Source organism: Amycolatopsis sp. NPDC003865, assembly GCF_053605345.1.
The window spans coordinates 141564-157128 of sequence record NZ_JBSGJA010000020.1 but is presented as its reverse complement, the minus strand read 5'-3'; the positions used below and the strand labels follow the sequence as shown (position 1 = coordinate 157128).

Here is a 15565-nt window from a genome sequence, read left to right as displayed (position 1 = left end):
ACCCTGAACCGGTCATCCGGTGCGGTCGGCAACGCGTGCCAAGCGCTGACGGACAGGGGACAAGCCGAAGTCGTCACGGCCGCCCCGGTGACCTACCGGGCCACCGCGACCACAGCATCCGCCGCCGCGCCCGCCATCACCCCCGCCCCGCCACCCACGCCCCGCGCCCGGCGGACGAAACCCGCCAGCACAGGACCCGCCGCACCCGCGACGGCTCCACCTACCGCCACCACCACGCGACCGGCGCGCACGGTCACCGGCCCGGTCAAACGTCCCAACGGGATGGATTACCACCCCCGACTCTTGTCCGGCATGCCGGACGTGACCGCGCTGCAGCGGCTGCGCGACGCCGGGGTCGCCGCGCTGCTGTACGGCCCGCCCGGCACCGGAAAGACCTCGGTGGTGGAGGCAGCGTTCAACGACTGCCTCACCGTGCAGGGCGACGGCGACACCGTGGTCGCCGACCTGGTGGGCGACTACACCAAAACCCCCGACGGCGACTTCGTGTTCGTCCACGGCCCGCTGGTCCGCGCGATGCGCGACGGCGTACCGCTGTTCATCGACGACGCCACCCTGATCCCGCCGACCGTGCTCGCCGTGGTCTACCCCGCGATGGACGGCCGCCGCGAAATCGTGATCAAGGCCAACGCCAGCGAAGTCGTCAAGGCCGCACCCGGGTTCTACGTCGTCGCCGGACACAACCCCGGCGTGCACGGGGCCATCCTCACCGACGCGCTGTCCTCCCGGTTCTCCGTGCACATCCAGGTCTCCAGCGACTACGCCCTCGCCGAACAGCTCGGGGTGGACAAGAAGGCCGTGCGGGTGGCGCGCAACCTCGCAACCCGGCAGGAGAAAGGCGAGATCGGCTGGGCCCCGCAGCTGCGTGAGTTGCTGGCGTTCAAGAAGCTCGCCGACGCGTGGGACCTCGATGCCGCCGCCGGAAACCTGGTCGGCATCGCACCCGAAGAGGACCGCGTCACCGTCGCCGCCGTAGTGCGCGACGTGTTCGGCAAGACGGTCACCCCGCTCGCCCTCGGCGCCCGCATCATCACCAAACCCTGACCCCGCCACACCAACGACCCGCGAACCGTCGCGAAAGGACCCCTGCCATGAGCGCTCACTTTACCGCCGACCCGACCGCCACCGGTGCCGCCGTATTCCCCGCCCGCCCGGAATGGCTGACCCTGTCCGCCGCGTTCGCCGACGAGGTCCCCGTGATCGCCGACCGCGACGACCTCGTGGTCAGCGTCGCCCCCGGCGCCGGTGGCGGTGCCCCGGCCTGTTTCTATCCGCACCGCGCGCTGATCGAAGTCGACGGCGACCACCTCGGCGTGGACCCCGCCACCGTGGACCCCGCCAACCTGTCCGACCGCACCCGCTACGCCCCCGCGTGGGGCGCGCTCACCCACGAGTGCGGGCACGCCAAACACACCGCGTGGGACCCGCCGGACGGCGCCCCGCCCGGTGTGGTCGCCGCCGCGATGCTGCTGGAAGAGCCGCGCATGGAGGCGGCGCACATCCGCCGCCGCCCGGACGACCGGCACTGGCTCCGGGCGTGCGTGCAGGGCATCGTCGCGACCGACCTGCACCTCTACGCCGACCCCGCCACCGCCCCGAAGATGACCGCGGCCGACGCCGCACGGTCCGCCGCGCTCCTGCTGGGACGGGCCGACGGCGGGGTCCTCACCCACGCCGAGGTCTACCCGGTCGCCCGGGTGGTCCAGGACGTGCTCGGCACCGAGGTCCTCGCAAAGCTGCGGTCGGTCTGGCGGCAGGCGCTGCGGACCGCCGACGACGCGGGAGAGGAGATGCTCGACCTCGGGCGGCAGTGGTGCGAGATCCTCGGCACCGACCCCGACAGCTCGGACTCGACCTCGCCGGCCTCGCCCAGGACCTCGGACCCGTCGGGCGGCTCGCCCGGGCCCGGTGTCCCCGCGCCCCCGTCACCGTTGGCGGACGCCATAGCCGCCGTACTGGGCGACGTGGCGGCGAAAGCAGCGAGGGAGAAGGCGCCGGAGGATCCAGCCGCCGTCTCGGCCGCCGCGAAGGAAAGCGAAGCCGCCGCCGAGAAGAAGGCGGGCGCAGTGGCGCGCCGGGTGTTCGGCACCGGCGGTCCTCCCGACGGCGACACCCTGACGTCGGGCACTCGCGCGCCCACGGCAGAGGAGCGCACCGCCGCGCGGGTCCTCGCGCGGGCGCTGGACACCGCCGGAACCCGGGAACGCGTCGCCGTGCGTTCCACCTCGGACGTGCCGCCGGGCCGGTTGCGGATGCGCGGTGTGCGTGCCGCCGAAGCCCAGCGTGCCGCCGGGGCCGTGGTGACCGCCGAGCCCTTCACCCGCACCATCCGCACACCGGTCACCGTGCCCCCGCTGCGGGTCGGGATCGCGTGCGACGTATCCGGCTCGATGGGCTGGGCGCGCGCTCACGTCGCCTCAGCGGCCTGGATCCTGGCCAACGCCGCCCGGCACACCCGCGTGCCCGCCGACACCGCAAGCGTGATCTTCGGGCGCCACGTGCGCCCGCTGACCCACCCGGGCAAGCCGCCCACCGAAGTCACCGAATTCTGCAGCCGCGACAACTACGAGGACATTCCCCGCGCGCTCGACGCCCTCGACGGCTCCCTCGGCCTGTCCCGCCCCGGCGCGGCCCGCCTGGTCGTCATCGTGTCCGACGGCGAATACCGCGCGACACCTCGCCGCGACGGGCAGAAGAAGCTCGACCGGCTGCGCGCATCCGGGTGCGCGGTGCTGTGGCTGACCACCAGCGACACCGACACCCCGCTCGCCGGAGCCACCGTCCACGTCCTGACCGACCCCACCACGGCCGCCCGCGCCATCGGGCACGCCGCCACCACGGCACTGCGCGCCGCCGCGCGGCGCCGACCCAATTCGGCACGAACAACCTGACCTCCGGCTCGCGATCAGCTGCAGGGCGAGCTCCTAACTGCCGGCGTCCGGAGCGGCCTTATCGGCCACCACCCCGAGCCGGTTCGCCAGCACACCGAGCACGACCGCGAGGATGACTGCCGTCACCTCCGCCGGTACTCCCGAGAAGCCCGGTGCGACCACGTCGAAGACGCTGTCGGGCTGCAACGCGGTCCAGCCCGCGAAGGCCAGTGGAGGAATGAGCATCCGCAAGAAGTCCCACCGTTTCGGCCACCTCTTAAGCCCAATGAGGTACAGCAACACCGACACCACCAGTAAGGCGACGAACGAGTATTTCACTACATCCGGGTGCTCGATCTTCGCCTGAGTCACCCCGCCCGCCGTTTCCTGCTGGACCACCAAGCCGGTAATGAACGCCTGCAACGCCAGCACTTCGGCCGGCACGAGCGCCGCGAACGTGTCCACGTAGGTTTTGACGCCGGGCGGCTCCGCTCCGGTGCTCTCGCCGGGCGGCGCCGCCGCGCGCTTTTGCGTCACGTCACCGTACAGATAGCTACTCATGACAGTCTCCGATCCACTACCGCGGCGCCTCGTCCCAGAAGACTCGGTAGGCCGCCTTGAACTTCCCGGGTGCCCCGTGGAACGGTTGTCCGCGGACCTTGACGTAGACGTCAACGTGGTCGCTGTGCAGCGTGATCCGCGCTCCGGTTCGCTCCTCGTTGCCTTCCACCAGCGAGGAGAACACCGTTTCCGGGCCGACGAACTCCTGCGCGTTCGCGATGGTGTCCGGCGGTTGCGGCGATAGCGGCTTGAGTTCGGCGGCGAGCTCGTTGAACACCGGCACCGGGCTGAGGACGAACGATTCACAGCACACCGCAACGCCCCACAGGGTCGATGTGCCTGGAGTGTTCTGCTGGTTCGGCGGCAAGTCGCTGACTCGCTGGATCAGATCGGGCGGGTGCACCTCGGTCCACCGCGCCGGGTTTGACGGTGAGGTGTGTTGTTCGGCGCCCTGCCAGATCGTGGCGGCGTCGTTGTAGGAAGCGCTCGTCCCGCTGCCGCCGATGTGTGCCGGATCGGTCACCAGGCTCCCACATACGCGTACGTATTCCCCATTGCGCAGTGGAGTGCCGTCGGCTCCGACGATCGGAATCGGGTAGGGCCACAGCACGCGAGGCTGGCCCAGTTCGGGAATCTCGAACCAGTCGTCTGGGCACACCGGCGCCCGGCTGGACAACTTCGGCCCCAGGTCCGTCGGCAGCCCATTGATCTCGATCTTGAGTTGCAGTGTCGAGGCTACGGCGTGCGCGTCACCTCCACCCCACGCTCGTGCCACGACGTCGATGGCCGTGACGAACGTGCGCAGGTCGTATCCGTTGGCGAGCAGCCAGTCGACGTCCAGCAGGAGTCCGTAGTGGACATCCGGGTCACCGTTGGCCAGGGGTGGGTCGGGCACATCGGCCAGCCACCCCCGAAGGTCGACGACGTGAGAGGTGTTCGGCAGTGAGACCCCTGGGGTCTCTGACCGCGGCCACCGGGTTCCGGCGTCGGATCCGTCGCCGTTGGGGCCGAAAATCATGCTGGATGGGGTGGCCGACGCGGAGGGAAGGGTACGCGTGGCGATGCCGTTGCGCGCCAGCGCACCGGACGGGATGATGCGTACCGAATCCCACCCGACTCCCAAGGCGAACAAGGCCGCAGGGCTGGGGACCCAGACGGCAGTACCGCCGGTGATGACCCACACCTCCGGCCGGTCCCATTCACGCAAGTACGTGAAGCGTTCGGGCATTGCGCCGAACCGGTCCAGATCGTGCGGTGCAACGTGCTGTACTTTGCCCCAGTCGTCGCCCATGGCGAACAGTTCCTGCGGGGATGGGACCCAGAACTTAGCGCCTCCGGCGATGACGTAGACGGCCGAGTCTCCGTCCATCTGTCCCAACCACCGTGCGGGTTCGGGCGAGTCGGGAGGGGCGGGCGGACGCGGTGGCAGGAGGTCTGATGGCCTCGGTGTTGGATCCTCTCCGGCGTTCATCGTGTCGTTTTCGCTGCGGCCGACGTGTCGGTGCGAGGCCGCCGCCATTCGGCGAATGCTGCGACAGCCAGGACGAGAATCACCAGCAACCCGACGGCGACCATGGACCATTCCAGGGAGCCGTCACCGCCATCGGGAGCGACGCCGGGCAGCAGGCGTTCGACCCAATCGGGCTCGGTAATCGTGATCACCCAGAGGGTCATGGTGATCAGCAAAACCACGCATTCGGCCCAGAAGCGAAGTCGAACCGAACTGACTCGTGTCTTTGGATGTTTCCAACGATCATTCACGGCAGCCTCCACGACTGAAGCGTCGGCGAGATTCAAGGCAAGGATACGTCCGCGCGTCGTCAGTGCCTGTTGCGATAAGGAATCTGTTTCCGATCATCCGGTGAAATGGTGATTCTTAGATGAACACGGTTGCGATGGTGGAAATGTTCCGTTCGACATCCGAGTCACGTCGCACTGGGCTCGACACCGAGGCCGTAGGCTATTTCGAGGCGAAGCGCTTCGGAGCCTCGCAGGTCTTAGCGGCGAGTCCGTTGCGGGCGAGCCTCTCCAGTGCGTTGTTGACGGCGCCGCTAGACCGACCAAGCTCGGTGCCGATCTTGGCGGGTCCGAACTCTTCGCCGGGGTGCGCCTGCAGGAATTCCTTCACCAGCTCGTAAAGCGCGCCCTTCGGTAGGCGTTCCTTCTTCAGCATGTCGGCCGCCGGTTCCTCCGAGGTTGCCGGGTCGGAGACGGTGCTGGCGGCATGCGAAGCTGCGGAATCAGCTTCTCGGGTGTGGATGTCTTCGGCGGCCGTGTCGCTTTCTCGATCTGCCGTGGGAGCCGGGTCTTCGATCTCCGTTGCGACATCGACGGCAGCGTCGTTCTGTTCTTCGATCCACGTCCACGTGACGGGCACCGACTGGTCCTTGCCGGTGGTCCGGGTCACCAGTCCTTCGGCCGCCCAACGGGACAGGAGTTTCGACGCGGTGGAGCGCCCGACTCCGGCTGCAGCAGCCAGGTTCGCGGTCGTCTCGCCGGGATGGGCCTTCAGGGCGCGGCGAACCGTCGTGTCGGCGATCTCGGGCTTGGTGCCATTCAGTTCGGTGTTCTGGGTTTCGGGCATGACGAGCTCCGTCTCGAAGGGAAGCGGTGGATGGTCATGCCCCGGCCGGGGCGTTCGCCCGCCGGTGCGCATCCGGTGGTTCGGGCTACACACTTATGGACGCTCCGATAGCCCCTTCATGTCAAGCCATTGTCCAAACAAGACACACGTATCGCCCGGAAGTGCCTACGTGCGCGTGGTCAAGCGGATGCTGTTGGCCTGGTCGCGCCGATGTAGTCGTCGCCGGGATGGTGATACGGTTCCACTTTGACGGCCTGTCCGAAGTCGGGTGCGTCGATCATGTTGCCGCCGCCGATGTACAGGCCGACGTGGTGTACGCGTCCGGCGGTGGCGTAGAAAACCAGGTCGCCGGGCAGAAGCGGGGCGCCCGCGGGGACGCGGGGTCCGGCGGCGTACTGCTCGCGCGAGGTCCGCGGCAACTGGACGCCGGCGGCGCCGTAGGCGGCTCGGGTCAGGCCGCTGCAGTCGAATCCGGCATCGCCTGCCAGCGGCCCGTTGCCGCCCCAGACGTAGGGCAGCCCGCGTTGCCCGCAGGCGTAGTTGATCGCGGTCAGAGCGGCGGGCGTCGGTGCGGTGATGTTGCCGCAGTCCCCGCCGTCAGATTGGTCGCAGGCCTCGCCGGTGACCGCCGCGACGATGGCCTGGGCGTCGGCCTGGTGCTGGCCGTAGGCATTCGGTGTGCCGGACCGCTGGACGGCTTGGGCGGCGTCGTTGAGGCTCATCTGCTGCCACCTAGGTACGGCCTGCAGGTGCCGGTAGAACTGCGTTGCCGCGTAGGTCGGGTCCATGATCTGCTCGGGTGTGCCCCAGCCTTGGGAGGGGCGCTGCTGGAAGAGGCCGAGGCTGTCGCGGTCGCCGTGGTCGAGGTTGCGCAACGTGGATTCCTGGATAGCGACCGCGATCGCGATGACCCACCCGGGCTCGGGGACCTGCAGCTGCTTGCCGACCGAGGTGATGATCGCGGCGTTGCCGAGCTGGTCAGGCTCGTAGCCAGGCACCTCGCCGGCGGTTGTGCCGGTGGACGCGCAGGTCGTGCTCCCGCTGCCGGTCAGCGAGGTGACGATGGCCTGCGGCACTGCTCCGAGCAGCACCGGAACCATCGCGAGCACGACCGTGACACCGAGCGCGATCTTCGATCCCATGAAGCACTCCTCGAACGATCAGGACCCAGGACGGCGAGTTCGGCTTGGTGTGGCGTCCGGAGGAGTCGGAGAAGGTGGTGGCAACCGGAAGGCGGCGGTCTGGCCGGACATCGCCTCATCCAGGTCGGATGGCGCTGGGGGCGGCAGACCCGGCCAGGCGAGGGGCAGCTCGCCAAGCGGGTATCGCGGGGAAGTTCGCTTCGCAGCCTTCGCGCCAAGCGGGAGCCAGACCTGGTCGGCCGGACTCGGGCACGCTGTGCTGGACGTAAGCAGGTCGGCGGCCGCGGTGGCGACGGGGACGTCGGCGGCCTGGTCAAGGTCGGCGTGGATGCGGGCGAGCGCGGTCCGCGCGCCGGCCTCGCGGCGGCTGGTCGGGAGCCAGAACAGCACCGGGGTGGCGATACCGGTGGAGTCGGCGAGCCGTGCGTAGGCGAGCAGCTTGCGGGACACCTTGGTCAGCGACTCGCTGCCGGTGTCGTATTCGAGGAAGAACTCCAGCTCGCCGGTGGCGCTGCGCCAGCGGCCGTAGGCGTCAGGGATGACGAGGTCACCGAAGTGGCGAGCGCAACGGGTCTCCGACCACCAAGCCGTGACCCCCTCACCATCTCGAACGGGGTCACGACGGCCGCGGGCGATGAGGGCGGTGAAGAAATCGCCGACACCGACGGTGTGGGCGAGGCGCTGGTTGTGGGCGATGGCCATCGCGCGGTCGTGCCGGTAGCCGAGATCCTTGACCTCCAAGCCGTGCTCGGCGGCCAGCACGGCGGCGCCGGCCGGTCCGAGGACGTAGTGCATCGGGGCGGAGCCGAGCTGGCGAAACGGCTGGAACCGGCTGACGGCCCGCCAAAGGTACAGCTCGCGCAGCCGCTGACGAGTCGAGCGGCTGGACGGGAATGCCGCGTCCTGGATCTGGGTCGAGGTCAGCACGCGGTGCTCGAACAGCAACGCCAGCAGCCACTTGTCCCGTGCCGTGAGCCGGGCCGCGAGCGCGGCCTGGTGTTCAACCGAGCCGGCCGCACGGGCCGGTGTCCGGCCGGGAAGATGCTGCCGGAGTTGGTGCTGGCGTGTCGTCGTGGTGATCAAGGGAAACCTCCGAACTGGATGTCAGAGCCGGGCGCGGCGGGGGTCGGTCTTCCGGTCGCGCCTCGGCAGGTTCGGCGGAGCCGTGCTGCCAGCAGGTCGCGCAGGAGAAGGCCGAGATGTGGCGAGAGCGGCGCGGATGTCCTTGGCACGGTCGGGAATGGCGGGACGCATCGGCGAGGTGGTCATCGTGAACGGTTCGGTTTCCGCGCCGTTGACCACGAGCCGGGCGCCGACGTGGTAGACGCCGAGGTGGGCGAGGTCGTGTTCGGACAGCCGGGGCGCGGTGTGGCGGGCGAGCTCGCGGGCGTCCTCGGGGGAGGCGTTGAAGAAAATCTTCGAGCGGGCGTTGGTGGAGATGCCTTCCTTGAGTTCGCGGGTCAGCTGGCCGAGGTGCTGGTGCGCGAGGGTCATCGCGAGGCGGAAGCCGCGGGCTTCGGCGAGCATGTCCTCGATCGGGTAGGGCAGGTTGAGGAAGTTGTGGCACTCGTCGATGACCAATGAGGCGTCGGGGCGTTTGCGCTGCGGGACGCGGGCGCGGCCGGTGGTGGCCTGCCAGGTCCGGGCGACGACGAGCGAGCCGACGAGCCGGGTGGTCTCGTCGCCGAGGGAGCCTTTGGGGATGCGGACCAGGCAGATGCCGCCCTCGTTGAGGACGTGGTTCATGTCGACGGTGGAGCGGCCGCCGGCGATGGCGTCCTTGACGAACGGGCGCAGCAGGAAGGCGCGGAGCTTGTTCATCAGCGGGGAGATGACCTGGCTGCGGCTGGAGTCGGTGAGCTCGTCGTACCACTCCCAGAACCCGGCCAGCACCGGATCGCTCAGCCCGCCGGTGATCCGCGTCCGAAACGCCTCGCTGGTCAGCAGCTTGGGCAGGTCGGCGAGGGTGGGCACGCCGTCCTGGGCGCGGAGGGTGAGGCAGGCGGCGCGCATGAGGTCGTCGGTGCGCGGGCCCCAGAACGCGGAGTAGACGCGGCGGAAGACGGAGACGAGGTTGTCGACCTCGCGGTCGGTCTCCCCGCCCTCGAGGGGATTGAGGCAGGGCGGCCGCTGCCGGGAGTCGGCGTCGAAGAGCACGACCCGGTCCGCGGCTTCCCGCGGAAGCCGAGAAAGAACGTCGGTGACGAGGTCGCCCTTGGGGTCGATGAGCACGATCCCGCGGCCGGCGTCCGCGTCGTCGAGGATCAGGTTCCCGAGCAGGGTCGACTTGCCTGAGCCGGTGGCGCCGAGGACGTGGAGGTGGTGGCGGGCGTCGGACACGCGCAGCCCGATCGGGCGGGCGTGGCCGCTGTCGGCGACGCCGAGCGGCTTGACCTCGGGCCCGGGCACTGCGACGCCTGGCGGTGGCGCGACGGCTTTGGCGCCGGCGCGCTCGATACCGGGGATCTCGGTGTCGACCGGCAGGTGCGCGAGCGCGGCCAGCTCCGGCACGGACAGCAGATCGCCGCGGCCGACCTGGCGGGTCTCGAGGGCGTGGGCTGGGTGGTGGAGGCGGATGCGGTGGAAGTGGTTGTGCTCGGTGTAGGCGGCGAAGCTTGCGGCCAGGGCGTGCGCGCGGCCGCGGGCGGTGTCCCGGGTCCGCCGAACGTCGGCCTCGGCGGCGTCGTCCGCGAGGTGGGTGGTGACGGCGTAGCGGACGACGACCTCGTACTGCGAGCCGCGTTGCTTGCCGACGATCGCCCGGTTCTGCGCCGAGTACTCCAGCGACAGCTGCGGATCCTGGCTGATCCGCCGAGCATCGCGCGGACGCCCCGGACGAGCAGCCGACGCGCCCGGCGTGACGAGGTCGAGCACGCGGCCGCCGAGCCGCCCGGACGCGCCGGCGTGCACACGCCGAGCGGCGCGACGTGCCCGGCTGACCCGGCGGCCGGTGACGGGCCGGGCGAGGATCTGCACGCTGGCGTACTCGTCGCGGCCGAGGCCGACCGGCGCGCCGAGGAGACCGCGGATCGGGTCGGCGTCGAACCCGGTCCGGATCGGCAGCGCCTCGGGCCGCGCGAGCCGCAGCTGCCCGCCGACGGTGACGCTGCGCTGGCCGGTCTTCGGTTCGGGCAGCGGCGGGTCGGCCGCGACCGAGCGGGTGTGCGCGCCGGGCCACGCGGCTTCGATCGCCCGCTCGACCAGGCCCGGTGGAATTACCCCGGGGACCCATAACCGCAACGTGACGCCATGCTCGGAGAACCGGTACTCCCACGCGAGGTGGGGCTGGCCGGTGAACCAGCGTCGCCAGCTCGGCCGCAGCAGCCCGACGAGGTTCGACCACAGCAGGGCACCGCCGGCCGGGTCGACGGTGGGCGGAGCGAGCACGGTGACGCACCGCGCGTCGACGACGAGCTGGGCGTGGCACCTGGCTCGCCACCAGCGCCGGCCGACCGCCTGACCCGCAGCGACGAGCGCGAGCACCGGAAGGGCGATCGGGCCCCAGCTCCACACCAGTCCGAGGACTTGCGCGAGCAGCTGGTGTACCGCGGTCCACGGATCGGTCAGGTAGCCGCCGACCCATCCCGCGTGCCGGATCACGAGTCGACCTCCGGGCCGAGGTCGACGACATCGTCGAGCGCGGGATCGCCGAAGTCCTGGGCGATCTCGGCGAGTTCAGCGGGGTCGGTGGTGACGAGGAGGTTTTCCGTCGGTGAGGCGAGTGCTTGGAAGGCGACCCATTCGGTGCCGGAGCCGAGTAGTCCTTGGCCGCGGTCGGCGGTGAGCAGGAACTGGCGCTGGCCTTCGGAGAGGTTGAAGGTCGCCGCGATCTGGTCGATCGCTTGCGGGGACTGGCGCAGCAGCACGCTGGTGGCGGCGTTGGCCACGATCGCCCGGCCGAGCTCGCTGCGCAGGAAGTCCTCGATGTCCTGGCTGGCGACGGTGAGGCCGGCCCAGTGCTTGCGGAAGGTCTTCGCCATCCGGTGCAGGAACTTCGCACCCTCCGGTGACTGCATCAGCAGCCACGCCTCGTCGACGACCACCAGCCGACGCCGGCGGTCGGCCGGGTTGGACACCCGCCGCCAGACCGCGTCGAGGGTCAACAGGGTGCCGATCGCCTTGAGCTCGTCGGGCAGGTCCCGCAGGGAGAACACGACAAGGTGCCCGTCGGGCGTGGTGGTCGTGGGCCCGGAGAACAGGTCGGCGAACGCGCCGTCAACGAACGGGTGCAGCCGATCTGAAAGGTCCCTGGCCGTGGGGTCGCCGGTAGCCGCGAGGACGTCGCGTAGGTCCCGCATTACGGGCGCGGGCCGGGTCCAGGTGCGCGGGTCGGTGGTGATGCCCGCGTTCGCATAGGTCGCGATGAGCGCGGTGTCGAGGACGGCGCGTTCTCGGGCGGGCAGCTCGGCACCCAGGCAGACCGCGAGGACGGCGTGCAGGAATAGCGCTCGCCGGTTGAGCGCGTCCTGCGGTGCGGTTCGGCGTCCGGCGGCGGTGGTGTGGATGGGCAGGTCGAAGGGGTTGAGTCGGACGCCGCCGGCGCCGAGGTGGACGTAGGCGCCGCCGACTTGGTCGGCGAGGCGGGCGTATTCGTCTTCGGGGTCGATGACGAACGCCTGGATGTTCCGGTAGAGGCTGCGCAGGGTTTCGAGTTTGACCAGGTAGGACTTGCCGGAGCCGGATCGTCCGAGGACGACTGCGTTGTGGTTATCGCAGGCGAAGCGGTCCCAGTGCACCAGGCCTTGGGAGCCGACGTTATAGCCGTAGAGCACGCCGCTGGGCGAGGTCGACGTCGGATCTGCCGCGGGCAGGTCCGGTGATGTGAAAGGAAACGCGGCGGACGCGGCGGCAGTGTCGAACGTCCTTTTCAGACCGAGGGAGTCCAGCCCGAGCGGCAACGTGGTCACCCAGCCCTGTAGCGAGCGGTAGGTGGCGGGTTTGGCGTCCAGCAGCAGGGACGCGCACAGCGACCGCAGCGCCGATACCTCCTCGGCGAGTGCCTGCTCGTCGGGGGAGTGGAGGGTCAGGTAGAGGCCGAACTTGAACAGCCGGCCTTCGCCGCGGGCGATTCGGCGGGACAGGTCGGCGGCGTCGTCGGCCGCGGCGTCGAGGTCGGGGTCGTCGAGCTGGTCGTGCCGGGCGTGGTGGCGCCGCGAGGACTCCAGCCGGGCCCGTTGCTTCTTCAGGCCGCTGGCCGCGGTGACCGGGTCGATCGGCTGGATGTGGACGGAGACGTCGAGGCGGGCGGGGTAGGTCAGCAGCGGGGCGAGCCAGCCGGGGTAGACCTCCTGCGGGTAGCCGGTCACGCCGAAGGAGGCGACCCACTCGTTGCCGACCTCCAGATGCCGCGCGCCGATCGACAACGAGTCCGGTGTGAACGCCTCGGCTGAGCGGGGTGGCTGGGTGCGGGACATGGTGTTCACCTGCCGTCGAAGTCGTCGTAGAGGTCGGCGGCGGTCACGACGTCGCCGGCGCCGGCCAGCGCGGCCGAGGGCGGGAGAAAGGTGTCGGGGTTGCACGCCGCGGCCAGCACCCCGGTCGCCGTCGCGGCATCCAGCGCGTTGACGACGATCCCGGCCGCCGTGAGCAGCTCAACCGCCTCAGTGAGGCGCCGGGCGAGCCGCTGCTCGGCTGCCTGGCGCGCTGCCCCATCGATCGCCGGTGCTGCGGGCCGTCGCCGGAGGCGGCTAAGGGTCGAGCTGACGCTGTCGACGACCGCGGGCCGTGTCGGTTCTCGCAGCACGAGCAGCACTTGGCGGCGCAGTAGGTCGGCGTGCTGGCTGAGCTGGGCGAGGTAGTCCGCGTGATCGAGCGCGGCGGCCTCGAGCGCGGGGTGGGGGAGCCCGCCGGCGCGGTCGCGTAGCTCGGCGATCTGCGGGGCGAGGTCGAGCCGCTCGGCGCGGACGAGGAACTGCACGGGCGCGGTCAGCGAATGCAGGTACCGCGCGAACGAGCTGACGAGCGCCTCCTGCTCGGCGGGAGTGCGCAGCGAGAAGTTGACCGTCGAGCACGCGGCGATCACCGCGAGCCCGTCATCGCCGAGGTCGACGACCCCGGCAGTTATCCCTTCGTCGACGCCGCGCGCGGGCAGCTCCAGCGGCGTCGGCGCCACGTCGTCACGTTCGTGGTCACCGGCGAGCCAGGCCGGCAGCGGCCCGACACCTTCCGGCGCCGAGACCTGGCGGCGCGGTGTGCAGCGCTGCCGGAGCGCGGCCAACAGCAGCCGGTCGAGCGGGACGCCGTCCCGGCGGCCGAGCGCGACCACCGTGATGGCGAATCCGAAGGGCACGGCGACGAGCAGAAACACCGGCAGCGGGAGGACCGTGCGGGTGGCGCCGTAAAGAGCGTAGAGCAGCAGGCCGGTGACGCCGAGGATCGTCAGCTGCCGCGCGGTGAGCGGGCCGAGTACGCGGTCGGGGCGGTCGACGTCGGCGGGAATGCGCACGGGACGGGACATGACCTCGCTACCTCACTTCGACTTGGGACGGCGCCGCCGCGGCAGATCCAGCGGCAGCGGCAACTGCTTGCCGACGCGCTTGCGCGCCGGTGCGGGTGTCGGCGGTGGCTCGGGTTTCGGCTGGCGGCGGAGGCCGAGGGGGAGCGGGTACTGCCCGGAGGCGAGTGGCCGGTTGCCGCTGAAGGCGTCGGGCGCGGGACGGCGGTGGGCACGGGCCGCGCGGTTGATCTGGCCTCTGGGTGTGATCAGGCCGGGACCGGTTTGCGGCGCGCGGTGGATCCGAGCGGGGTCGGCGGGTTCGTCGGCGAGGCTGCGCCGCGCGGGCCGCGGAGCCTGCGGCGGCAGGTGGAGCGGCAGCATGCCCGCGCTCGGCGCGATCAGCCTGTTCGACAGCTTCGCCGGCGGGCGCGCGTTGCGACTGATCCGCCCGTCCGGGGTCAGCAGACCCGGCTGCCGCAGCGGCCGATTGGGCGGTGTCGGCGCGGCGAGATCGTCGGCGAGCGTGCGCCGCGGTGTGCGGTCGGGATCGCGGCGCACGGTCATCGGCAACCCGAGCTGGTCGGCTGGCAGCGCGTTCGGCAGGTCCTTCAGCGGCAGCGTCCGCGGGTTCGCGCGGACCGTCGAATCTCCGGTGCGCGTGAACAACGACAGCTGGCCCGGGCCGGGCGAGCCCTCGAGCGCGCCAGTCCGGGGGAGCTCGTCCCATCCTCGGCGGGGAGTTCGAAGTGCGCTGGTGGAGCGCCGCAGTTTCATCGGCAGCATGAACTGCCCGGACCGGGTCGCCGGCGGATCCGCCGGTGCACTCGGCCTGCCGAGGCGTGGCCGCGAGGTGCTTCGGCTGGCTGCTGCGCCGGCGAGCAGGCCCATTGTCTTGTAGGCGATGACGCCGCGCGCGATCCTCCCGAGCATGGAGGGGCGGCCGGAGCGCAGCGGCGCGAGGAACCAGAACGGAATCTTGATCAGCACGTACATCAGCGCGATGCACAGCAGCAGGTTCATCAGCGACGAGAGCGACGGCCCGAAAATGGTGAACCCACCGGGCGCGAAGAACACCCGCACGGTCACCACGAGCGTCAACGACTGGCCGACCTGGATGGCCAGCACGCCACCGCAGCCCTTCCACCACAGGTAGGCGACGCCTTCGGTGTGGGGGAGCGCGTGGAACATCAACGCGATCGGCGCCGCGGCGACCAGCAAGATCGTCACGATGACCCGGACAACGAAAACGACCAGCAGGACCAGGAGCATCGCGACCAGGCCGAGCCCGAGGATGCCGAGGAAGATCCCGCCGCCGTGCAAGGAGTCCTGCACCATCGTGATCAAGCTGCGCGTCATCTGCGCCGGGTCGACGCCCTCGCCGAGCACCGCAGCCGACAACGCGTTGGCGACCTGGACGCCCTTGGTCATCAGGAACAGCGACAGCGTCCCGGCGAGAAAACCCACGACGAGCCGCGGGGCGAGTTCCTTGACGGTGTAGCGGGCCTGCAGCGTCTGATAGCCCATGATGATCAGCCCGGCCAGCAGCACGAGGACCACGTAGGCGGTGAGCAAGATGTGCCACGAGCCGACCCACACCGCCCCGAGCCCGGGCAGCTGATCCGGCTCCGGCGTCGTCAGCAGTGTCTTACCGAGCAGCTCCAGCAGCGGGTTCAACCCGGCGGCGACGACCGCGGCGAGCAACGTACTGGCGGCGACGACCATGCAGCCGGTGAGGTCGGTCAGCCCGCACTCCGCGACATCGCCGGCACCGTCCGGAACCGAGGCCGACGGTGGCGTACTCGGCATCAGAGTGGACGGCTGCGGGATGCAGTTCGGACCCTGACACGGCGAGCTCGTGACCGGCGCGCAGCCAGAATCCAACGACCCGGGGAAGCACGACGGCGGAGCCGTCAGCGCGGTGATCGGCGGCAGGGGAGTCGCTGGTATCGACGGC

12 protein-coding genes are annotated in these 15565 nt (G+C 70.6%); 2 read left to right on the top strand and 10 right to left on the bottom strand.

Annotation, left to right across the window (positions count from 1 at the left end; genetic code table 11):
- The first annotated feature begins 312 nt into the window (after nt 1-312).
- Together ACWEVP_RS37485 and ACWEVP_RS37480 are read left to right on the top strand one after the other, a co-directional pair.
- Complete coding sequence (locus ACWEVP_RS37485; protein ID WP_452067313.1) at nt 313-1062, top strand: AAA family ATPase; 750 nt, start codon at nt 313-315, stop codon at nt 1060-1062.
- Between the two features lie 47 nt (nt 1063-1109).
- Nucleotides 1110-2909 carry a vWA domain-containing protein gene (locus ACWEVP_RS37480; protein WP_452067312.1) on the top strand — a complete coding sequence of 600 codons (1800 nt, stop codon included), beginning with the start codon at nt 1110-1112 and terminating at the stop codon, nt 2907-2909.
- 33 nt (nt 2910-2942) lie between these two features.
- On the opposite strand, the gene ACWEVP_RS37475 is transcribed toward ACWEVP_RS37480, so the two are convergent.
- The 10 genes from ACWEVP_RS37475 to ACWEVP_RS37430 form a co-directional block, all read right to left on the bottom strand.
- On the bottom strand, nt 2943-3449 hold the full coding sequence (locus ACWEVP_RS37475) for a hypothetical protein (protein ID WP_452067311.1): 507 nt from the start codon (nt 3447-3449) through the stop codon (nt 2943-2945).
- 16 nt (nt 3450-3465) lie between these two features.
- Nucleotides 3466-4818: a hypothetical protein gene (locus ACWEVP_RS37470; RefSeq protein ID WP_452067310.1), complete on the bottom strand. Its 1353-nt coding sequence runs from the start codon at nt 4816-4818 to the stop codon at nt 3466-3468.
- Nucleotides 4819-4916: 98 nt separating this feature from the next.
- Nucleotides 4917-5246, bottom strand: a complete 330-nt coding sequence (locus tag ACWEVP_RS37465) for a hypothetical protein (RefSeq protein ID WP_452067309.1) — start codon at nt 5244-5246, stop codon at nt 4917-4919.
- A 163-nt stretch (nt 5247-5409) separates the two neighbouring features.
- Nucleotides 5410-6033 carry a MarR family transcriptional regulator gene (locus ACWEVP_RS37460; RefSeq protein WP_452067308.1) on the bottom strand — a complete coding sequence of 208 codons (624 nt, stop codon included), beginning with the start codon at nt 6031-6033 and terminating at the stop codon, nt 5410-5412.
- A 179-nt stretch (nt 6034-6212) separates the two neighbouring features.
- Nucleotides 6213-7175, bottom strand: coding sequence for a C40 family peptidase (locus tag ACWEVP_RS37455; RefSeq protein ID WP_452067307.1), 963 nt, complete (start codon nt 7173-7175; stop codon nt 6213-6215).
- A gap of 18 nt (nt 7176-7193) precedes the next feature.
- Nucleotides 7194-8258 carry a replication-relaxation family protein gene (locus tag ACWEVP_RS37450; RefSeq protein WP_452067306.1) on the bottom strand — a complete coding sequence of 355 codons (1065 nt, stop codon included), beginning with the start codon at nt 8256-8258 and terminating at the stop codon, nt 7194-7196.
- Nucleotides 8259-8279: 21 nt separating this feature from the next.
- On the bottom strand, nt 8280-10775 hold the full coding sequence (locus tag ACWEVP_RS37445; protein WP_452067305.1) for a type IV secretory system conjugative DNA transfer family protein: 2496 nt from the start codon (nt 10773-10775) through the stop codon (nt 8280-8282).
- On the bottom strand, nt 10772-12589 hold the full coding sequence (locus tag ACWEVP_RS37440) for a VirB4 family type IV secretion system protein (protein WP_452067304.1): 1818 nt from the start codon (nt 12587-12589) through the stop codon (nt 10772-10774). The genes ACWEVP_RS37445 and ACWEVP_RS37440 overlap by 4 nt, the downstream gene beginning before the upstream one ends.
- A gap of 5 nt (nt 12590-12594) precedes the next feature.
- A complete protein-coding gene (locus ACWEVP_RS37435; protein WP_452067303.1) occupies nt 12595-13632 on the bottom strand; it encodes a PrgI family protein in 1038 nt (345 codons plus the stop codon).
- Between the two features lie 12 nt (nt 13633-13644).
- A complete protein-coding gene (locus tag ACWEVP_RS37430) occupies nt 13645-15417 on the bottom strand; it encodes a hypothetical protein (RefSeq protein ID WP_452067302.1) in 1773 nt (590 codons plus the stop codon).
- Between the last annotated feature and the right edge of the window lie 148 nt (nt 15418-15565).

Bases quoted from the DNA above. Each gene is read 5' to 3' on its own strand.
- ACWEVP_RS37485 (WP_452067313.1), top strand. From the start codon at position 313: ATGCCGGACGTGACCGCGCTGCAGCGGCTGCGCGACGCCGGGGTCGCC.
- ACWEVP_RS37480 (WP_452067312.1), top strand. From the start codon at position 1,110: ATGAGCGCTCACTTTACCGCCGACCCGACCGCCACCGGTGCCGCCGTA.
- ACWEVP_RS37475 (WP_452067311.1), bottom strand. From the start codon at position 3,449: ATGAGTAGCTATCTGTACGGTGACGTGACGCAAAAGCGCGCGGCGGCG.
- ACWEVP_RS37470 (WP_452067310.1), bottom strand. From the start codon at position 4,818: ATGGACGGAGACTCGGCCGTCTACGTCATCGCCGGAGGCGCTAAGTTC.
- ACWEVP_RS37460 (WP_452067308.1), bottom strand. From the start codon at position 6,033: ATGCCCGAAACCCAGAACACCGAACTGAATGGCACCAAGCCCGAGATC.
- ACWEVP_RS37455 (WP_452067307.1), bottom strand. From the start codon at position 7,175: ATGGGATCGAAGATCGCGCTCGGTGTCACGGTCGTGCTCGCGATGGTT.
- ACWEVP_RS37440 (WP_452067304.1), bottom strand. From the start codon at position 12,589: ATGTCCCGCACCCAGCCACCCCGCTCAGCCGAGGCGTTCACACCGGAC.
- ACWEVP_RS37435 (WP_452067303.1), bottom strand. From the start codon at position 13,632: ATGTCCCGTCCCGTGCGCATTCCCGCCGACGTCGACCGCCCCGACCGC.
- ACWEVP_RS37430 (WP_452067302.1), bottom strand. From the start codon at position 15,417: ATGCCGAGTACGCCACCGTCGGCCTCGGTTCCGGACGGTGCCGGCGAT.